Genomic DNA, 19,464 nt, shown 5'->3' with positions numbered 1-19,464 from the left:
GGCGCCATGACCCACGAGCCGCAGCAGCCCGCCGCGCCGGCACCGGACAGCACCGACGCTGCCGCATTCGACGCCGCCTATCGCGCCGCCCAAAAGAGCCTGTCCGACGGCGGGATCCCCATCGGCGCCGCGCTCGCCCGAGACGGCGTCGTCATCGCGAGCGGCCACAACGAGCGCGTTCAGAACGCCGACCCCATCGCGCATGGGGAGATGTCCGCGCTCCGCGCCGCCGGGCGGCAGAAGAGCTACCGGGACACCACGCTCTACACCACCCTCGCGCCGTGCGCCATGTGCGCCGGGACCATCATCCAGTTCAAGATCCCGCGCGTGGTGGTGGGGGAGGCGCAGACGTTCGACGGCGAACTGGAGCTTTTGCGGTCACGCGGCGTTGAGGTGGTGGTGCTGGAGGACCAGCGGTGCGTGGACATGATGCGCGCCTTCCAGGATTCCCATCCGGAGCTGTGGGCGGAGGACATCGCGGAAGAGGCCTGATTAGACCTGCGTCACTAACCGGTGTAAGGGTGGACGAATGAAAGCCGATATCAATTTCTACTTCGACCCGGTCTGCCCTTTCGCCTGGATGACCAGCAAATGGGTGCGGCTGGTGCAGGCCCAGCGCGACTACACCGTCGACTGGCGGTTCATCTCCCTGCGCCAGGTCAATGCCGAGGTTGACTATGACGCTCACTTTCCGCCGGAATACGAGGCCGGGCACACTGCCGGACTCCGGCTTCTGCGGGTGGCAGCCACGGCCCGCGCGGAGCATGGCCGCGAGTCGATCGGCCGGCTGTATGAAGCGTTCGGAACACACATCTTCGAAACCGCCCCGGACGCGGACCAGGGCACCGAGGGCGAGATGCGGGAGAGGCGCGGGACGCGGGAGTTTGTGGAGCCGATCCTCGCCGACGCCGGGTTGCCCCTGAACCTCGCGGACGCTCTCGACGACGAGTCCTGGGACCTCGAAATCCGGCAGGAAACGGACGAGGCGCTGGCCCTGACCGGCAAGGACGTGGGCACGCCCATCATCCACTTTGAACCACCGACCGGCGTGGCCTTCTTCGGGCCGGTCATCAGCCGGCTGCCGGAGGGGGAGTCAGCCGCAGAGCTGTGGGACCACGTGGTGGGGCTGGCACGCTTCGGAGGTTTCGCCGAGCTCAAGCGCAGCCTGCGCGAGCAGCCTCAGCTGCCTGCCTTCGGAGTGGCCGCGAATACAGTGGGTCAGCAGGAGGACTGGCACGGCGGCAGCCGGCGTCAGAAGAAGTGAACGTTGGGAAGGATGAACCCATGAACGAGACCAGCATCCGCCAGTACCAGGACTCCATCACCGTCCAGGCCTCAGCCGATACCCTCTACGACCTGGTCTCGGATATCACCCGCACCGGCGAATGGAGCCCCGTCTGTACATCATGCTGGTGGGACGACGAGGACAGTGCCGGCCAGCCCGGGGCCTGGTTTACCGGGCGCAATGAGCTGCCGCAGCGGACCTGGGAGACCCGGTCGCAGGTCGTGACTGCCGACCGCGGCCGTGAGTTCGCCTGGGTGGTAGGCGGCAAGTTTGTCCGGTGGGGCTTCACGATGACCCCGGCGGAAACCGGGACGACGCTTACCGAGTCGTGGGAGTTCCTGCCGGCCGGGATAGCCATGTTCGAGGAGAAGTTCGGCGACGGCGCCCAGGTCCAGATCGCCGACCGCACCCAGCAGGCCCTCGACGGCATTCCGAAAACGCTCGCGGCGATCAAGCGGATCGCCGAATCCATCGATGCAGATGAGGAGGCCCGCTCCTAGGTGTGAGTCGGAACCATTATCCAGTTCACGATCCTCTGCCTGGTGGAGGGGGAGACCCACACGTTCGACGGTGAACTCGAGCTCCTGCCCTCGCGCGGCGCGGCGGTGGTCCTGAGTATCTCGAAGCCGCCAGGAATATCTGGCCCAGACCGACCAGGAGCATTCGTCCGTCGGCGAGGAACGGCAGCAGGTTCACGCCATGCACCACGGCGATGGCACCAGCGATCCAGGCCGGTGCACCGGCAGGAATGGCGAGCAGGCACCAGATGATGCCGGCGGACGGCCCGGCGAGTGCGGTGAGGATGTTCTGCTTGCCGCCCAGGGGTGGGGTCTTTATCCAGACTTCGGTCATTGAATGGTGGACGGAGCATGCCGAAGGCTGGCGCAGCAGGGCGCGTGCGGTGAGCAGATGTGCAGTCTCATGGACGATGAGGGACGTAACGCTGACAATGAGGCCCGTCAATGCTGCCGACAGGGGAACGTCCGGCACCCCGGTTGCCACCGCGGCCACAGTCCCTGCTCCGACAAACAGGACGGCCATGGCCAGCGCCGGTTTCGACGCTGCCCTGGTCACGGCCAGCAGGGAAGCGGCGACGCTGCCCAAGACGGCGAGGCTGCCCCCTGGGCCGTGGTGCCCGGTCACATCTCCGCCATGTCGGATCCGCGCAGGGCCAGCTTCCGGCCAATGGCGAAGTAGGCCGTTGCCACCGCGGCCATCATGAGCAGCTGCAGCAGAACCCCGATCAGGAGATTTGCGGACATGGCAAGGACGGATTGGGCTGAGAACGTCAGGCCGATCAGGCCGATAAGGGCGACGGCCTCGGACACCGCCCCGCCGATCGACTGGTCGCGGGACACCGGGAGCACCAGGCCAACGATGCAACTGGCACACAGTTCCACGAACAGCATCGGGAGGGTCATCACCAGCTCGAAGGGCTCCCATCCGGTCAGCAGCACCAGAGCCGTACCGTAGATGGCCATCATTGCGGACCACACGGCCACCACGGCCATGAATTTTGGCGCCACCCAGGCCGTAGGGCTCCCGGCGATGCGGTAAATCCAGTGGTGCCTGCGGGTGGGGCCGTAGCAGCCGATGCCAATGGAACTGGCAACGGCCAGGGCGACGTACGTCAGGCCCAGGTCATCCGCGCCTGCGGCCGCTGCCGACACGACAGCGGCGATACAGAGCCCGTTAATGAACAGCAGCAGGACTGCATTGCTGGGATAGCGGATCCATTGGAGAAGCTCCAAGCGGAACAACGAGTCGTCGTGTGCGGCCCGCGCCCGGAAGCGCAGCCGAAGGCCCGGGCGCCAAGGTGCCATGTCCGGCCTGGGCGCCGATTCCAGCAGGCGCAGCGCCACAATCAGCAGAACCGGGAGGCCGAACGCGACGGCGGCCGCCCACCATGAGGGGGCGGGCCCCCCGAGCAGCCAGGCCAGGACATCGCCGAGCGGCCGCAGCGGCCCGCCGCTTTCCCTGCCGTTGAGCGGCATCGTGGCGATGAAGGCGAGGAGCAGCAGCGCTGCAACGGCCAATCCGCTGATGCCTTGGATAATGACAGTGTTGCGGCCAAGGAGCCGGCCACCGGCTACCTGCGTCACTTCGACCAGCACCTGGGTGGTCAGCGCGCCGAGCAGGGCTGCGTAGACGGCACTGCTCAATCCGATGACGGCAACCCGCACGCTTCCGGCAAAAGCGAACTGCAGGGCAAGGGGTGCGGCGATCAGCAGCCCCCCGCACAGCCCGACTGCAACGGTGAGCCACCGGACGGCAGCCCTGGTGTGCGCCTGCCTGACAGGCAACACGGACAGCATCTCCGTCAGCAGTGTGCGGCTGGGTGCGTACAGGACGGCCATGAGTGTGGCAAGGGCCGGCATGGTGAACATGACACCGGCAACGGGACCGGCTATCTGCCACCCGGATTCCGCATCGAGTCCCAACTGGCGGCCGAGCTCCACACTCGACCAGGCAGTCCAAGCTGCCATGGCGGCGCCGATACCGATCAGCAGCGACTTCGCCCGGGCCGGGGATCCGAGTGAGCGGGCCAGATCGTTGAACCAGATCCGCCACGTGATGCTGTGGACTGCGGCAGTGACGGTGAACGCCCCCGGCGGTGCCGGGCTGCGGCGTAGCGGGAGCGTCACTGCTGACTGGCCTGGCGTTTCATGCCCCGGGATACCAGCCAGATCAGGGCTCCGGCCAGCAGTGCAAGAAGAACCGGCCCCAACGGGTTGAAAAACATGCTGGTTTCCGGTGCACCCGTGGCGGTGGTGGTCGATTCCACCACAACAAAAGCCGGCAGTGAGAAGTCGCCGTTCGTGACAAAGGTGATCAGGAAGACCGCTGCCAGCGTCAGCAGGGACAGCGCTGCTCCAAACCCGAGGGACTTAGCGAAGGTCATGATCTGCTCTTCTCCTATGTTCTGTCAGGGCAGCTGCAGCAGCCGCTGCAGCTCCAGTTCTTTTCCGAGCATTGCCGTGTGCAGACCCGTGGCGTGGACAAACAGTTCTTCCAGGGACGCGGTGCCGTGACGTGCCATGAGGTCTCCGGGTGCGCCTGCAGCCACCATCCGGCCCTGCGCCAGGATGACCACCGAGCCGCACACCCGCTCCGCCGCGGTGAGGTCGTGGGTTGCCAGCAGGACGGCGCCACCTTCTTCGGTAAAGGTCCTCAGGAGGGCGTTCATCAACAGCCCGGCTTCGGGGTCCAGTCCGCGCATCGGTTCATCGAGGATCAGCAATTCGGGCCGGTGGGCCAGGGCGACGACCAGCTGAAGTTTGCGTTTCATTCCGTGCGAGTACTCGCCCACATACTTCCCCAGGTGGGCCGAAAGTCCGAGCAGTTCCACCAGCCCGTCCGCCGTCGCATCTGAAAACAGGGGGCGCAGCCGGCGGTAGAACGCGATCGTTTCGGAGCCGGTGAGCGAATCCGGCATGGGCAGGTCATCCGGGAAAAACCCGAACCGGTCCTTGGCTTCCACCGAATGGTGGGCGGCGCCGCCCAACAGGATCCGGCCGGAAGAAGCCTTAATAAATCCGGTGATGCAATGTATGGTGGTGGACTTGCCTGACCCGTTCGGTCCCAGAAGTCCGGTTATTTGTCCGGCACCGACCGTAAAGGACAGATTTTCGATCCCGGGCCGGGATCCATAAATTTTGGTTAATTCCGCTACCTGCAGCGGGTCAGGCAAGTCCATTTTCAGTCCTTAATTAGCGGGCTTCGGCCTTAGTAGCAACCAAGTTTAATGCCGATCTTGATGCCCCAGGGGCCCCTGACCGCTTCGATGTGCCCTGTGAATCCACGGTAACCGGCGTTCCGGCAGTAGATCCACGCGATGGCGGCGGCGATAACGAAGATGCCGATGAGAACAAGCCATACCCAACGGAAACCGTTTGATTTGTCGAGGGCGGTATCAACAGCACGTGCGATGGTGTTCTGAGTGGCGACATGGGCGCCGATTGCATAATCAGTCAGAGCTAACAGCATCGAATACCTTCTTACGGATACGAGTGATTTGTAAAATGGCAAACTACAACGGATTACCCCCAAAATAACCGCGGCTCGAATCCGCCAAGGGACAGACTATATGCAAGCAAATGAGCAAATCAATAGGAAAATCCAAACGTTTGATTTTTGTCTGGGACCGGTTGGAGGTGCCTGAACAGATCGCGGCGCTGAAGGCGCAGGCGGGCGGCGACCTGGTGCCGGGCGGGGTGGTCCTGCTCCAGTATCGGGGCGGCGCGAAGGAGCGGCGGGCAGCCGAACGCTTCCGCAGGATTACCGGATCACCGGTCCAGGGACAGGCCTTCCTTGAGCCAGAGGGTATCGCCCTCGACCCGGTCGAGCTCATCCGAGGCGACGTACGCGTGACCCGCGAACAGGCCGGCCCTGTCGACCTTTACGTAGCCGATCCGCAGCAACCTCTCCGCGGTATGGTGGGGCAACTTTGAATCGGCGGCAAAGGAGGCAATCCCGGTGTTAACCAGGCCCCCTGTTTCCGGATCCGTCTGCCCTTCAGCAGTAACCGCCTCCGGGTCACCCATCTTCAGGTCCTCGACCTTTCCGACTTTGCTCCCGTCGGATGCTACGACGTGCATTCCTTCACGCACCTGTTCGATGACCGCCATGGCCTTCTCCTTCATTCGGTAACCGCTGCGCTTACAGCCAGTGTAGGACTGCGCAGCCGCTGGCAGTAGGGGAGAAATGGCCCGCGTGCAGGGGTGGTGCAGGGGACGCCGCTGCAGCGGGAAGTGCCCCCGCCAGCCGGCGGGGGCACTTCGGTCGCAGCAGCCGTCAGTCCCTTATCCCAGGAGGATGGTGATGAGCCTGATGGAGGAGCTGATGATGGCGATGAGGCCTACGACGGCGAAGACGTTGTGCCACCACTTGTTGCGGAGATCGCCCATGACGGCGGTCTTGTTGGCCATGGTCACGATCAGGATTCCGAGCAGTGGCGCGATGAGCACGGTGAGGGACTGGGCGATCACGATGAGCCCGACGGGCGAGGACTGGAACGAAAGGGTGATGATCAGACCGAAGGCCAGGATCAGTCCGGTGAAGATGCGGGCGGTAGGGGAACCGGCTTTCGGGCCGCGGCCGAGCGCGTCGGAGAGCATGGTGCCGCCGGCGGTGGCGTTGGCGATCATGGAGGAGAACGCTGCTCCGGACAGGCCCAAAGCGAACACCATCGAGCCGACCGGCCCTGCCAGCGGCGTGAAGACGGAGGCAAGGGCGCTGATGGTGCCGGCCTCGCCGCCGGTCTTTCCGAGTACTGCGGCGGCCACGAGGATGACCAGGGCGGTCATGATCCCGGGAGCCACGATGCCGGGGATGGTATCCGCGAGGGTGATGTCCCGGTAGTCAGCCCGGGTGCGCCGGTGTTCCTTCACTCCGTACGAGGTGTAGAAGGCGGCGTTGATGGAGAAGTTGGTGCCCACCAGTGCCACGATGAGGATTTCGCTGCCGGCCGGCAGTTGGGGGACCATTCCGGCCATGGAGCGGTACCAGTCGGGTTGGGCCACGATGGTACTGGCGATGAAGGCCAGGCCCATGAGGACCACGATGCCCAGGAGGACCTTTTCCACGACGCCGTAGACGTTCCGGAACGCAAGGACGAAGCCGACGGCGGCCGTGCAGACGACCGTCCACAGCACCGGGGATCCTCCGAAGACCAGGGACAGGCCCAGGCCCGATCCCACGGCGTTGCCGACGGAGAACATCAGGGTGATGCCGAAGACGCCGAAGCCTGCCAGCACCCCGACCCATTTGCCCAGGTGCTCCTTGATCGAGCTGATCAGGGAGACGGGGGTGACGATGCCGAGCCGGACGCTCATGTCCGTGAAGAAGATCATCAGGACGGTGGAGACGGCGATGACCCACACGAGGGAGTAGTCAAACCGGCTACCGGCCTGCACGGCGGTGGTGAGGTTGCCGGGACCGAACTGCCATGCCCCGACCACGAAGGCCGGGCCCATGAGGGCAAGGTAGCCCAGGAACGTGCGTTGTTTCTTGGTGGTCCCCTGGTTAGGGGTTCCGTGCTGCGTTGCCATCTGCTCGTCCCTGGTGCCGGGGTGTGTGATGGTCCTATTCTGCTCGCGCATTGGCGAGTCCTCCTTATTCAGCGGCGTTGCTGGGTGGTCGTCATTGACCGGAATGGAGAGTGTGAAGCTTTGGGGCCGGGCGGCGGGTAGCGGGACCCGCCGCCCGAAAGGATCCGTGAAGGGGTGGATCAGACGCGGGCAGTGACGCTGCCCAGGTTGGCGGACTTCAGGGCCAGCGCGATCTCCTGGTCCGCACCCTCTGCCAGGGGAAGCAGCGGCGGGCGGACTGTGGCGTGCTCGAGGATGCCGCGGGCCACCAGGCCTTCCTTGAGGGCGACGGTGCCTTCCATGTGGGAACCACGGTGGTACACGTTCTTGGTCACCGGCAGGAGGCGGTCATGGATGGCACGCGCTGCCTTGTAGTCACCGGCCTTGCCGGCGGCGATGAGCTCCACCAGGGGCTCCGGTGCCAGTCCGCCGTAGCCGACCAGGGCGCCGTCGACGTCGAACATGGTGTGGAGCAGGTATTCGTCGTGGCAGGTGAGGATCTGCAGGTCAGGGAAGGTGGCGCGCAGGACCGGGATCTCGGTGTCCCAGCGCTTCATGTTCCGGACGCCGTTCTTGGTGGCGAACACGCCCTCCTGGCCGGCGATCTCGAGCTGGGTTTCCAGGTCGTAGGTTGCCTTGGTGGCGTCCGGGTACTGGAACAGGATCAGCGGCAGGCCGGAGGTTTCGTAGATTTCCTTGTAGCGGGTCTGCGGGGCGCCCTTCTGGTAGCCGAAGCGGAGCCAGCCGTGGGACGGGTACACCAGGCCTGCCGAAGCGCCGGCTTCCACCGCCCGCTTGGCTTCAAGGGCTGCGACGGTGTTTCCTTCGCCGGTGATGCCGGCGATGATGGGGATCTCGCCGTTTACGGCGTTCTTGAATTCGCGAATCACCAGGGCCTGCTCGTCCTGGGTCAGGAACGTTCCTTCGCCGGCGTGGCCCAGGACCACCAGGCCCTTGACGCCCTCGACGCTGGCCAGCCAGCCGCCCAAGCGGTGGATCGCGTCGACGTCGACGCTGCCGTCGCGGTTGAACGGGGTGACGGGTGCGGGGACCAGCCCACGGAGATCGATGGTCATTGGAGCTACCTCATGTCTTCTTTGATGGTCGGTCGTCCCGCCTCGGTGAAAACGTTTGCGGGAACGTTTTCAAGTTTGCACGTGTCGCAGCTCACTGTCAAGAGAACGTTTGCAAAAAGGGGAATAGAGTGTCTGTTACACGCCTGCTGAAGAGGAGAACAGCCCATGGAACCGGCCACCCCGGGCACCATCGTCACGCTCAAGGACGTCGCGGCAGCGAGCGGCGTGAGCATCTCCACGGCCAGCCGGGCGCTGGATGAGCGGACAACATCCCGTTCCGCGGCTGCTGCGCATGTGCGAAAAGTCGCCGAAGAACTCGGCTACCGGCGGAACTCCTTCGCCTCCAGCCTGCGGCGGGGAGAGACCCGCACGCTCGGCGTCCTCGTCCCGCGGCTGAGCGACACCGTCATGGCGCTGATGTTCGAAGAGCTGGAACGGGCGGCGTCCTCGCGCGGCTACTTCGCCATGGTGGCCACCAGTGGCGATGACCCGGACGATGAACGGCGTGCCGCCGAGACCCTGCTGGACCGCAACGTGGACGGGCTGATCCTGGCTACGGCCAGGCTCGACGACGGCCTTCCGCTCTTCCTGCGCGAACGCCGCGTCCCGCACGCCCTGGTGCTGCGCACTGACGGCGTCAGCCCGTCAGCACTGGGCGACGACGAAGTGGGCGGCTACCTCGCCGTACGCCACCTCATCGACTTGGGGCACCGAGACATCGCAGTCGTCACGGGACCATCGTTCACCTCCACGGGCATCGCCCGCCTGGCCGGCGCCCGCAAGGCCATGGACGAAGCAGGGATCACCCCGCCCGGGCCCTGGCTCGTGGCGGCAGGCTATGGCATTGAAAACGGCTTCGCTGCCGGGGAATCGCTCCTGGCCGGGAGCGATAGGAGACGGCCGAGCGCAGTGTTTGCCGCCAACGACAACACCGCCATGGGCATCATGGCGGCCGCCCACCGCCACGACCTGAGAATCGGATCTGATCTGGCACTGGTCGGCTACAACGACACACCGCTGTCCGCCAGGCTGCCCACCCCGCTGACCTCGGTGCATGTACCCCTGGACCAGATCGCCAGGACGGCCATCGACCTCATCATCGACCCAACCCAGGAACCCCGGATCAGGAAGTCGATCCCCACGCTCATTCCGCGTGAATCGAGCGGCCCGCCGCGCCAGCAGGGGTAACTCGTGGCCGTTGAGACCCGTGCTGCTGGACGGTCCAGCGCTTAGCTGAAGTTCTCGTACCGGGCCTTGCCCGTATGCTTGGCCCGGTACATCGCTGCGTCGGCCTCCCGCAGCAGCTCGGAAAGATCAGGGAACTGCCCGGCCCGCCGGGCGACTCCCATGCTCAGGGACACGCCGACCGGCCGTCCGCCCACCATGAACGGTTCATTCGTGGCAGCGTAGATGCGTTCTATGACTGACTCCGTGGGCGGGCTGTTGGCGTCCTTGCCGAAAACCACGACGGCGAACTCGTCGCCTCCCAGCCGGGCGACGACGTCGTGCGCGCGGACGCTGGACCGGAGCCGCCGGGCGAGCTGGACGAGCAGTTCGTCGCCTCCCTCGTGGCCCAGGGAATCATTGACGTCCTTGAAATCGTCGATGTCGATGAACAGAAGGCCGACGCTGGGAGGCCCGGGGGCATCGTCCTGTTCGAACCATGCCGCCAGGCGCTCGGCAAGGCCGGCACGGTTCACCAGCCCCGTCAGGGCATCATGCGTGGCCCGATACGTCAGGCTCTGGTGGCTGTCCTCAAGCGCGGCAGCCATCCCGTTGAACGCCACCGCCACTTCGCCCAGTTCATCGCGCCGGGCCACCTCCACGCGGTAGCCGAAGTCCCCGGCCTGCAGTTTCTGCACGCCCTGCCGCAGGCTGTTCACCGGCCGGATCAGGTCCGTCACCATACGGCGCCGGAAGTACAGTGTGACGCCGATCGCCGCCAAGAGCAGTCCAATCCTGGCGATCGTCAGGAGCCGCTCCATTGCGCTGGTATCCACGAGCCCGCTGTTCAGCGCTTGGATCGAGGAACGCTGGACCTCGCTCAGGTGCGTCCGGACCTTCGAACCCGCAGCCGCCAAATCCGTCCCGGCAGCAGGATCGTTCCCGGCATGGTTCAGAGCGGCTGCCCCCCAAAGGCCACCCTTTTCCAGGCCCGACTGCCAGTACTGCCGCGCCCGGGACAGGATTTCGGAACGGCCGCGGTCTCCGGTCTCCGCAGCAGCCTGGAAGAGCTCCTCGATGTCCTGTTGTTCGAGAACAAAAGCCTCCCTGTTGACCCGGGCCCCGGAGAGCAGCTGATGCCCCAACTGTTCGTGCCCGTCGACCGCTTCAGCCAGCGTAGCCACACTGGCGTACTCGGCCTGGAGCCGCGCGGCAGCGCCTTCAACCTGGCCCAGCACGGAACGGACTCCCACGATGGTGATCACGGCGCCCAGCAGCAGTGCGAGCAGCATCACAATGAACGCCCGGGACCATTCCCGCTGCAGGCTCCACGTGGCCGGCGATGCTGTGCTCTTATCCATGGTGTCCTCGGGCGAAGGGATTTTAGGCTCTACTCGACCGCAAGTTCCCCGAGCCTGGACCAGCCGTCCACCTTCACATTGATGATGTCCGGGGTCCGGGCCAGGTACGCCGGCAGTTCGGCGGTGGCCTTCTTGAAGTGAAGCGAGTTCACATGCGCTCCGCCGGCCTCGTCATCACGGAAGGCTTCGATCAGGACGTAGGTATTGGGGTCCTCCACGGAACGGGACCACTCGAAGAGCAGACAGCCTTCTTCTGCGTTGGTCCCTTCCGTGAATTCGCGGGAGATCTCCGGCCACGCGTCGGCGTGCTCCGGCTTGACCGGGAACTTGGCGGTAATGAAAATCAACTGTTTTCCTTTCTTTGCTGTACGGGTCGGCCGCCAACATCTCGCGAAGTGGGCGGGCTCCTCGCTAAGGCGCCGTACCGCCGTCGTGCTTCCCCGGCCGGTACCCGGCGAGCTCGGCGCGGACGTCGCCTTCCTCGTGGCCGCCCTTGCCCTTGCCGAACGGCAGCGCGTGCAGCAGCGGGTGGACGATGGCCATGACGAGCAACCCCCATGCGAGTCCGAGGATCGCGGAGAACAGCGTGTTCACCAGCCAGGCCAGAAAGCCGCCCACCACGGCGACGTGGGCCACCGGCTCTTCCACGGCATGGACCAGGTCGTAGGGCAGGTGCCAGCCAAGGTCGTACGCGCCCTGCAGCATGATGTGGCCGCCGACCCAGAGCATGGCGACGGTTCCGATGAGGGTGATGGCGGCCAGCACGGCCGGCATTCCCTTGACGAGCAGCCCGCCGATGCGCTGGGAGCTTGCGGAGTCCTTGGCAGCCAGGTGCAGCCCGATGTCGTCCATCTTGACGATGAGGGCGACAGCCCCGTACACCAGCACCGTGATGGCCAGGGCCACCACCACCAGGATGGATGCCCGGGCCCAGAGGGATTCGTCTGCCACCTCGTTCATCGAGATGACCATGATCTCGCAGGACAGGATGAAGTCCGTGGTGATGGCGCCCTTGACCACCTTGGCCTCGGCCTCCGGGCCGCGCTCGACCGCCGGTGCCTTCTCATCCGCGTGGTCCTTGCGGATCTTGTGCCAGACCTTCTCGGCGCCCTCGTAGCAGAGGTAGGTGCCGCCGATCATGAGGATGAACGGGATGGCCCAGGAGGCGAAGGTGCTGATCAGCAGCAGCGCCGGCAGGATGATCAGCAGCTTGTTCCGCAGCGAGCCCCAGAAGATTTTCCGGATCATCGGCAGTTCGCGGGACGGGTCCTTTCCGGACACATACTGCGGGGTGACGGCGGCGTCGTCGATCACCACGCCGGCGGCTTTGGTTCCCGCCTTCGCGGCCCCGGCGGCGATGTCGTCCACCGAGGCGGCGGCTATGCGCGCGAGGGCTGCGACGTCGTCCAGGAGGGCGACCAGACCGCCGCTCACAGGTCGCTTCCGGACTGTTCGACGGCGGACGGCTGAGCGTCCAGGGCACGGTTCAGGAGCGTGATCGGCATGGTCAGAGTATATGGGACCGGGCTGCCGGGAGGGTGCCGTTCCGGGCCGGGCGGCCCGGAACGGGCGGGGACTTTAGAAGTCGAACAGGTCGCCCAGCCAGCCTTCCTTCTTCTTAGGCCGCCGGCCGTAGTCTCGGTCATAGCCCGGTTTGTCATTGCGGCGGCCGTCGTAGCTGCGCTCGTCCCGCCGCTGATCATGGCCGGTGTAGAGAGGCGGCGGGACTGGCAGGGGAGCGGGCGGTGCCGGACTGGCGGGAGCGGGTGACGCGGCAGCACGGTCCAGGATCTTGTCCAGCTCCCCCCGGTCAAGCCACACACCCCGGCATTGCGGGCAATAGTCGATCTCAACGCCGCTGCGTTCGGTCATGACAAGTTCCACTGAATCCAAAGGACATTTCATACCCGCACAACGTTCGGCACGCCCGAAAGTTCCGCCGCGCTCCTGGCCGTAATCCTGTCGCCGTCAGCGGCGCTTGTGGAGCATCCGCACCTTGCGGGCGTTGGCACGGAGTTGAATGATCCGCGCTGCGCCGGCAACGGCCACGACTATGCCGCCGGCGACACTGGCGATGAACATGGCCATCCCCAGAGGAAGCGTGCCCTCGAAGCCCAGGAACATCACCCTGGCGGTCTCCTGGTTCTGCAGAATGAAGATGATCAGGAGCACCAGCAGGAGGAGCGCTACGACCACGGCTACCCAGACCACTCCGGAGCGGGTCGGTTGGGGCCTGGTACTGGAAGAAGCGGGAGGCGCTGTTCCCGGGGCCGGTACGTCAGACGGCGGCTTCGGCGGCAGTCCTCCGGGTGTGGCAGGTTCGGACGCCATCCTGATCACTTTCCTTTGATCGCCACCAGCTGGATTTTCAGGATACGCCCGCGGCGGTGACGGCGGAACCGCACGCCGCGGCGGGGAACGACGACGGCGGGGTACCGGCAGAAAAGCCGGCACCCCGCCGTCGTACTTCAGGAAGTTCTGTGCAGCTTAGACGCGTGCGTCTTCCTTTTCGCGCTCGGCGACCTTGTAGGACTCCCAGAAGGTGGCACCGGTGATGCCGAGGGGACGGGGGTCGAAGACCGGGTCGAGGCCGAGCTTGATCTGGCGCTCGTAGTCCTTCAGGGCCTGGAATGCCGGCTTCTGGAGGACCAGGATGCCCACGATGTTCAGCCACGCCATGAGGCCCACGCCGATGTCGCCCATGGTCCAGGCATCGGCGGCGGTGTTCACGCAGCCGTAGGCGACGGCGATGAGGATGCCCACCTGGAGGACCAGGGTGGTCACGCGGCCCAGGTTGGCGCGGATGCCCGGCACCAGCTTGTTGGCGGACTTGCCCACCAGGAAGCGCAGGTTGGTTTCGGCCATGTAGTAGTAAGCGATGATCGTGGTCAGGCAGAAGAAGATCAGCGTGACGGCGATGAACGCGGCACCGAAGCCCGGGAAGACGGAGTCAAAACCGGTCTGGACGTACTGCGGGCCAACCGTGGCGGTGGCGGAGAGCAGGCCGCCCTCAACCAGGACCTCGCCGTCCTCGCTGCCGCCGGAGAACACGCGGTAGGCGCCGGTGGAAAGGATGAGGAAGCCGGTGGCGCTGCAGACGAACAGGGTGTCGATGTAGACGGCGAACGCCTGGACCAGGCCCTGCTTGGCCGGGTGGGAAACCTCAGCCGCGGCGGCGGCGTGCGGGCCCGTGCCCTGGCCGGCCTCGTTGGAGTAGACGCCACGCTTGACGCCCCACATCACGGCCAGGCCGATCACGGCGCCGAGTGCGGCGTCCATGCCGAAGGCGCTGCGGAAGACCATGGCCAGGATGCCCGGCAGCTGGCCGGCGTTGACGAAGACGACCACCAGGGCCAGGATGATGTAGCCGAGGGCCATGAAGGGCACGACGAAAGCAGCGACGCTGGCGATGCGCTTGACGCCGCCCATGATGACCAGTGCCAGGACGATGACGGCACCGACGCTGACAACCCAGGCCGGGACGGTGAAGGCGCCGTCGATGGCGGTGGCCATCGAGTTGGCCTGGACACCCGGCATCAGGACGCCGCAGGCGAGGACGGTTACGGCGGCGAAGACATAGCCGTAGACCTTGAAGAAACCGGCAGCCTTGGTGTGGGCGAAGGCGCGGGAGAAGTAGTATGCCGGACCGCCGCGGTATTCACCGGTCTGCGGGTCACGGGTCTTGTAGATCTGGCCGAGCGTGGACTCGATGAAGGAGGTGGAGGCGCCCAGGAAGGCGACAGCCCACATCCAGAACAGTGCGCCCGGGCCGCCGAAGGCGACAGCGGTGGCGACACCGGCGACGTTGCCGGTGCCGACGCGGCCGGACAGGGACATGGCCAGGGCCTGGAACGAGGAGACGCCGGCGGCGGACTTTTCGCCGTTCAGCAGTTGCTGGACCATTCCCTTGACGTGGCGCACCTGCAGGAAGCGGGAGCGGACGGAGAAGTAGACGCCGGTGGCGAGGCACAGGTAAACGAGCCAGTCACTCCAAATAACGCCATTGATAGCGGATAAGACATCGCTCATGAGTGGGTTCCCTCCATGAAGAGCGTGGGTGATGCGAAACGGATGCGGTTTGGCGGGGCGCAGGGACGGGCAGGTTAGCCCGTGGTGGGCGCCACACAAACCTGTGAAGTTTCTCACGTGGTTCGGCTATGAGTCCAATTGACCGAATTTCAGCTGGCCTGAGGTGCTCCCTGCCGTTAAACACACACTTTCCGTCAGCCCTATCCAGCAGGCCCTCAGCGGGCGCACTATGAGCTATGAAAAAACTCCTGATCGCCGGCCTCGCTGCAGCCTTCGTTGGTCTTGGCGCCACCACGCTGGCGGCTCCCGGGAACGCGGCCCCCGACCCGTCCCACGTGGCAGGGCAGATTCTGGTTAAGTTCCGGGACCAGGGGTCGGCCGACGGCGTGCTACGCCAGCACGGTCTGCGTCAGGGCAACTTTGTGGGGACTACCGGGGCCCAGGTCATCAAGGTGCCGGCCGGCAGGGAACTCCGGCTGATTGAGGCCCTGGGCCACAACCGCGCGGTGGAGTATGCAGAACCTGACGCCGTGGTTACCGCCGTCACGGACGACACCTACTTCGACCGCCAGTACGCCCTCAAGAACGACGGGCAATCGTTCCAGAACACCCTGGAGACGGCCACTGTCCCCGCAGGCACCCCGGACGCCGACGTCGACGCTGTTGAAGCCTGGGGCATCGCCACCGGAGCCGGCGTCAGGGTAGCCGTCCTCGATACCGGTGTCGCGTCGGACAACCCTGATATCAGCACCCAGGTGGTGGCGCGCGCGAACTTCAGCGGCACCGCAACGCAGGAGGACAACTACGGGCACGGTACCCACGTGGCCGGCATTGTGGCCGCGGTCCATAACTCCACCGGTGTAGCCGGCGTGTGCCCGGAGTGCGACATCGTGGACGTGAAGGTGCTCAACGACTCCGGGTCCGGGTCCACGTCCAACATCGTCAACGGTATTGCGTGGGCGGCCAGCGCGAAGGCCGGCGACGGAAACGCCGACATCATCAACATGAGCCTGGGCCAGCGCGTATCGTCCCGGACGCTTGAAACCGCGGTCCAAAATGCCTGGAAGGCGGGGGTGGTCATCGTGGCGGCAGCGGGGAACGGCGGCAGCCAGGCCAAGATCTACCCCGGTGCCTACCCCAATGTCATTGCCGTAGCAGCCACGGACAACAACGACGCCAAGGCCTCCTTCTCGAGCTACGGCGCCAAGTGGGTAGACGTGGCAGCGCCAGGGGTCAGCATCTACTCGACCTTCCCCAACCACCCGTTCGCGTTGCAATCAAACGGCCGTTCTGAGGGGTATGACATTGCCAGCGGCACATCGATGGCCTCCCCGGTAGTTGCCGGCGTGGCCGCGCTGGCGCTGGGCTCGCACCCCACCGCCACGAACGCCACGGTACGAGGCATCGTCGAATCCACGGCCGACCCAACCGTGGCGGGCACCGGAAGTCATTGGAAGCACGGCCGGGTCAACGCCTACGACGCCGTGCGGGCACCCTGACCCGCCCGCTCCCAGTGCTGCCGAAGCAGCCCGGCCAGCCGTTCAGGCTCGATCCGGTGCGGCGGGTCGAAGTGGTGCCGCGCCTCGAATACCTCCAGCGTGAAATCCGGAAACACGGTGGCCAGCCGGTCCGCCACCTCGCCGTAGTCATCCGGATTGCTCCGCCCGCCCAGGACGAACAGCACCGGTTTGATGAACGCAGCCAGGCGGGCCCGGTCCAGGTCGTAGCGCTTGAAGTCCGCCAGGAACGCGCTGATGCCCGCCGGCCGCTTGGCCATCCACGGTGGCGGGGGACCCGGCGGCGGAGGCGGCAGGACGACGTCGGACTTCACCCCCAGCCGCATAAAGGCAGGCATGAACTGCTCCGTCGGCAGGGACTCCAGCTTTGCGTACTCTTCCCAGACCGCGGCGTGGGCGGGGCTCCAGTCCCAGTTCCCGGCCCACGCTGCTTCGAGGAGTGTGAGGCTCCGTAACCGCTCGGGATGCTTGGCGGTGAGCGCCAGGGCCGCAGCACCGCCGCCGGAATAGCCCACAAGGTGGAAGGTGTCCCAGCCGAGCCGGCCGGCTTCGCGGAGGACACCGTCGACCTCGGTGTCCAGGGTCCAGCCGGGCGGGGGAGCGGCATCCGCGTACAGTTCCCGGTCCTTGGCGACGGCATGCACGTCCGGTCCCAGCGCCTCGATCAGCGCTCCGTAGGCAGGCCCGGCTGGGAGGACGCTGCCAGGCAGGAGGAGTGCCCGGAGGGGTTCCATGGTTGGATGCTACGCCCCCTTCGGTTGCCCGGCTACGGGGTTTCCACAGCGCTTTTCCGGGACCCTTGCCGCCGCCGCGGTGCAGGCGGAGAATGTGCTCACTGGCGGGGTTCCATATCTCCTCCGCTGCGGATATCGGCGCTTCACTAGTAGTCCTTTCCACACCAGAAGCAGCGCCGTTTGGAGGAGTTGAAATGGCAGGTTTAGTCCGCAAAAGTCTGAATTCACCCGAGGAAACCCGCCCGTTTGAGGACGGCAAGGGCCAGCTCGAACTGGTCAATATGGACGGGGGTGCTGTTGGCCGCGCTACGTTCCAGCCAGGCTGGCGCTGGTCCGACCACGTCAAGCCGATCGCCAAGACCGACAGCTGCCAGGCCAGCCACACCGGCTACTTCGTCTCGGGCCGCATGACCGTGGTGATGGATGACGGCCAGGAGATGGAGTACGGGCCCGGCGACTTCGCCACCATCGCACCGGGCCATGATGCCTGGGTAGTGGGTGAGGAGCCCTGCGTGATGATCGACTGGCAGGGATCGTCCGACTACGCCAAGCGCTGACGCTGAACGACGTCGGGACGCACTACTTTCGGTGCGTCCCGACGTCCTGCGTGCTAGGCGCGGGCGTGCAGCCCCGGCACGCCGTCGCGGATCTCGAAGGAGGCCTTCGTGGACACGGGGGCGCCCGGCGTCGTGACGTAGTCCAGCGTCCGGAAGTCGGCGGTCATCGCGTCCTTGGTGATCTTCGTGTTCACGTAGCCGCGGTTGTCGTTGTAGAACTTCAGGTGCGGGTTCCAGGCCATGACCGGGTCCGCGGTGGAGCCTGAGCCGTTGCCCGTGGACGTGATCGAGGTGGTCACCAGTTCCGAGCCGACGACGGGGGAGGCGGGGTCCTTGTAGTCCACCTTGAGGTCGTTGGCCCAGTTGCGGTGCACGTCCCCGGTGAGCACGACGGCGTTGCGGACGTTCGCGTCCACCCAGCCTTGGGTGATGCGGCGGCGGGAGGCGGCGTAGCCGTCCCAGCCGTCCATGGAGACGTCGTCGATTTCGGGGGCGGCGTTGCGGTCGCGCTCGGCGAAGAAGACCTGCTGGCCCAGGATGTCCCAGCGCTGGGTGGAGTTCCGGAACGCGTCCAGCAGCCACTTTTCCTGCTCGGCACCGGTGATGCTGCGGTCCTCGGCGAGGCGCTCGGCCACGTTCTTCTTCCAGCCGTCGCCGGCGAGCTGGTCGTCGCGGTACTGGCGGGTGTCCATCATGTGGAAGTTGGCAAGCTGGCCCCACTGGATGGTGCGGTAGATCTTCATGTCGAATCCGGCGGGAACGGAGGACCTTCGCAGCGGCATGTTCTCGTAGTATGCCTGGAAGGCGGCTGCGCGGCGCTGCCGGAAGCGCTCGGTGGTGTCGTTCATCTGGTTGGCGTCGCGGTTCTCCGGAATCTCGTCCGCCCAGTTGTTGTCCACCTCGTGGTCATCCCACACGACCAGCCAGGGTGCGACGGCGTGCGCGGCCTGCAGGTCGGCGTCGGACTTGTACTGCGCGTGCCGCTGCCGGTAACCCTCCAGCGTGACCGTCTCGGGTCCTTGGTGGTCGCGGGGGTTGCCACCGCCGATGACGTAGTGGTTCTTCTTGTACTCATACAGGTAGTCGCCGAGGTGGAGCACCAGGTCCGGGTGGTCCTGCGCCAGGCGGGAGTAGGCGGTGAAGTAGCCGTGCTCGTACTGCGAGCAGCTGGCGAACGCCATGGCCAGCGCGGCGGGTGTTTCGTGCAGCGCCGGCGCGGTCAGGGTACGGCCGACGGCGCTGATGTGGCGGCCGCTGCGGAAGCGGTAGAAGTACTCGCGGCCGGGCTTCAGTCCGCGCAGCTCCACATGCACGGAGTGGGCCGTCTCGATCCGGGCCTCCTCGACGCCGCGTGCCACCACGGTGCGCATTGATGCGTCCTCGGCCACTTCCCAGGCCACCGGGACCGGACGGGACGGCATTCCGCCCAGGCCGTCCGCAGCCAAGGGGTCCAGCGCAAGGCGCGTCCACAGCACGAAGCCGTCCGGCCACGGCTCACCCGACGCGATGCCGAGCATGAAGGGATCGGTGCGGAGGCCGGCGTCGTCTGCGGTGGAAACGGCGACGGCGGTACCCGGCAGGGCGGCGACAAGGCCTGCCCCGAGACCGGCGGAAATGAGGGATCTGCGGGAGATGTTGTCCATGGCTTCGAA

22 protein-coding genes are annotated in these 19,464 nt (G+C 65.9%); 6 read left to right on the top strand and 16 right to left on the bottom strand.

The window, feature by feature from the left end:
* Nucleotides 1-6: 6 nt before the first annotated feature.
* From ACIQC0_RS01985 to ACIQC0_RS01975, 3 genes are read left to right on the top strand one after another with little or no spacing between them, the layout of a single operon-like run.
* Complete coding sequence (locus ACIQC0_RS01985) at nt 7-492, top strand: nucleoside deaminase (protein ID WP_400532332.1); 486 nt, start codon at nt 7-9, stop codon at nt 490-492.
* Nucleotides 493-529: 37 nt separating this feature from the next.
* A complete protein-coding gene (locus ACIQC0_RS01980; RefSeq protein WP_400532330.1) occupies nt 530-1,264 on the top strand; it encodes a hypothetical protein in 735 nt (244 codons plus the stop codon).
* A gap of 20 nt (nt 1,265-1,284) precedes the next feature.
* Nucleotides 1,285-1,785 carry an SRPBCC family protein gene (locus tag ACIQC0_RS01975; protein WP_400532329.1) on the top strand — a complete coding sequence of 167 codons (501 nt, stop codon included), beginning with the start codon at nt 1,285-1,287 and terminating at the stop codon, nt 1,783-1,785.
* A 25-nt stretch (nt 1,786-1,810) separates the two neighbouring features.
* Here the strand turns inward: ACIQC0_RS01975 and ACIQC0_RS01970 are convergent, their stop codons facing one another.
* From ACIQC0_RS01970 to ACIQC0_RS01935, 8 genes are all read right to left on the bottom strand, one after another.
* Nucleotides 1,811-2,428 carry a hypothetical protein gene (locus ACIQC0_RS01970; protein WP_400532327.1) on the bottom strand — a complete coding sequence of 206 codons (618 nt, stop codon included), beginning with the start codon at nt 2,426-2,428 and terminating at the stop codon, nt 1,811-1,813.
* A complete protein-coding gene (locus ACIQC0_RS01965) occupies nt 2,425-3,930 on the bottom strand; it encodes a hypothetical protein (protein ID WP_400532326.1) in 1,506 nt (501 codons plus the stop codon). Before ACIQC0_RS01965 ends, ACIQC0_RS01970 begins: the two co-directional genes overlap by 4 nt.
* Entirely contained in the window at nt 3,927-4,187 is a 261-nt protein-coding gene (locus ACIQC0_RS01960; protein WP_377215199.1) for a hypothetical protein, read from the bottom strand. The genes ACIQC0_RS01965 and ACIQC0_RS01960 overlap by 4 nt, the downstream gene beginning before the upstream one ends.
* A 24-nt stretch (nt 4,188-4,211) precedes the next feature.
* Nucleotides 4,212-4,982 carry an ABC transporter ATP-binding protein gene (locus tag ACIQC0_RS01955; RefSeq protein ID WP_400532325.1) on the bottom strand — a complete coding sequence of 257 codons (771 nt, stop codon included), beginning with the start codon at nt 4,980-4,982 and terminating at the stop codon, nt 4,212-4,214.
* A gap of 29 nt (nt 4,983-5,011) precedes the next feature.
* Nucleotides 5,012-5,272: a hypothetical protein gene (locus ACIQC0_RS01950; protein ID WP_400532324.1), complete on the bottom strand. Its 261-nt coding sequence runs from the start codon at nt 5,270-5,272 to the stop codon at nt 5,012-5,014.
* Nucleotides 5,273-5,571: 299 nt separating this feature from the next.
* The gene (locus ACIQC0_RS01945; protein ID WP_400532322.1) at nt 5,572-5,913 is read right to left on the bottom strand and encodes a hypothetical protein; all 342 of its coding nucleotides are present in this window, start codon (nt 5,911-5,913) and stop codon (nt 5,572-5,574) included.
* Nucleotides 5,914-6,087: 174 nt separating this feature from the next.
* Nucleotides 6,088-7,386, bottom strand: a complete 1,299-nt coding sequence (locus ACIQC0_RS01940; protein WP_400532320.1) for an Nramp family divalent metal transporter — start codon at nt 7,384-7,386, stop codon at nt 6,088-6,090.
* Between the two features lie 128 nt (nt 7,387-7,514).
* Complete coding sequence (locus tag ACIQC0_RS01935; protein ID WP_377215203.1) at nt 7,515-8,450, bottom strand: dihydrodipicolinate synthase family protein; 936 nt, start codon at nt 8,448-8,450, stop codon at nt 7,515-7,517.
* Between the two features lie 165 nt (nt 8,451-8,615).
* Here ACIQC0_RS01935 and ACIQC0_RS01930 point away from each other — a divergent pair, with 165 nt between their 5' ends.
* Nucleotides 8,616-9,638, top strand: coding sequence for a LacI family DNA-binding transcriptional regulator (locus ACIQC0_RS01930; protein WP_377215204.1), 1,023 nt, complete (start codon nt 8,616-8,618; stop codon nt 9,636-9,638).
* Nucleotides 9,639-9,679: 41 nt separating this feature from the next.
* On the opposite strand, the gene ACIQC0_RS01925 is transcribed toward ACIQC0_RS01930, so the two are convergent.
* The 6 genes from ACIQC0_RS01925 to ACIQC0_RS01900 all read right to left on the bottom strand — a co-directional run bounded on the left by ACIQC0_RS01925 (nt 9,680) and on the right by ACIQC0_RS01900 (nt 15,004).
* Entirely contained in the window at nt 9,680-10,975 is a 1,296-nt protein-coding gene (locus tag ACIQC0_RS01925) for a diguanylate cyclase domain-containing protein (RefSeq protein WP_377215205.1), read from the bottom strand.
* A 29-nt stretch (nt 10,976-11,004) separates the two neighbouring features.
* Nucleotides 11,005-11,322 carry a putative quinol monooxygenase gene (locus ACIQC0_RS01920; RefSeq protein WP_377215206.1) on the bottom strand — a complete coding sequence of 106 codons (318 nt, stop codon included), beginning with the start codon at nt 11,320-11,322 and terminating at the stop codon, nt 11,005-11,007.
* Nucleotides 11,323-11,386: 64 nt separating this feature from the next.
* Nucleotides 11,387-12,409: a DUF808 domain-containing protein gene (locus tag ACIQC0_RS01915; RefSeq protein WP_377215207.1), complete on the bottom strand. Its 1,023-nt coding sequence runs from the start codon at nt 12,407-12,409 to the stop codon at nt 11,387-11,389.
* Between the two features lie 144 nt (nt 12,410-12,553).
* Entirely contained in the window at nt 12,554-12,880 is a 327-nt protein-coding gene (locus ACIQC0_RS01910; protein ID WP_377215208.1) for a zf-TFIIB domain-containing protein, read from the bottom strand.
* Between the two features lie 63 nt (nt 12,881-12,943).
* Nucleotides 12,944-13,171: a lipopolysaccharide assembly protein LapA domain-containing protein gene (locus ACIQC0_RS01905; RefSeq protein WP_377215209.1), complete on the bottom strand. Its 228-nt coding sequence runs from the start codon at nt 13,169-13,171 to the stop codon at nt 12,944-12,946.
* Nucleotides 13,172-13,462: 291 nt separating this feature from the next.
* Nucleotides 13,463-15,004, bottom strand: a complete 1,542-nt coding sequence (locus ACIQC0_RS01900; RefSeq protein WP_377215210.1) for an alanine/glycine:cation symporter family protein — start codon at nt 15,002-15,004, stop codon at nt 13,463-13,465.
* Nucleotides 15,005-15,240: 236 nt separating this feature from the next.
* Between ACIQC0_RS01900 and ACIQC0_RS01895 the strand changes: the two genes are divergently transcribed.
* Nucleotides 15,241-16,503: a S8 family serine peptidase gene (locus ACIQC0_RS01895; RefSeq protein ID WP_377215211.1), complete on the top strand. Its 1,263-nt coding sequence runs from the start codon at nt 15,241-15,243 to the stop codon at nt 16,501-16,503.
* Here the strand turns inward: ACIQC0_RS01895 and ACIQC0_RS01890 are convergent.
* Nucleotides 16,479-17,255 carry an alpha/beta fold hydrolase gene (locus ACIQC0_RS01890; RefSeq protein ID WP_400532317.1) on the bottom strand — a complete coding sequence of 259 codons (777 nt, stop codon included), beginning with the start codon at nt 17,253-17,255 and terminating at the stop codon, nt 16,479-16,481. The two genes, ACIQC0_RS01895 and ACIQC0_RS01890, sit on opposite strands and share 25 nt — an antisense overlap.
* Nucleotides 17,256-17,449: 194 nt before the next feature.
* On the opposite strand from ACIQC0_RS01890, the gene ACIQC0_RS01885 reads away from it, so the two are divergent.
* Nucleotides 17,450-17,812 carry a cupin domain-containing protein gene (locus ACIQC0_RS01885; protein WP_377215213.1) on the top strand — a complete coding sequence of 121 codons (363 nt, stop codon included), beginning with the start codon at nt 17,450-17,452 and terminating at the stop codon, nt 17,810-17,812.
* A 53-nt stretch (nt 17,813-17,865) separates the two neighbouring features.
* On the opposite strand, the gene ACIQC0_RS01880 is transcribed toward ACIQC0_RS01885, so the two are convergent.
* On the bottom strand, nt 17,866-19,455 hold the full coding sequence (locus ACIQC0_RS01880) for an alkaline phosphatase D family protein (protein WP_400532315.1): 1,590 nt from the start codon (nt 19,453-19,455) through the stop codon (nt 17,866-17,868).
* Nucleotides 19,456-19,464 lie beyond the last annotated feature (9 nt).

It is taken from the genome of Pseudarthrobacter sp. NPDC092419, assembly GCF_044755045.1.
Classification (GTDB): Bacteria; Actinomycetota; Actinomycetes; order Actinomycetales; family Micrococcaceae; genus Arthrobacter.
The sequence above is the reverse complement of the archived record's forward strand: the minus strand, read 5'-3'. Positions and strand labels throughout refer to the sequence as shown.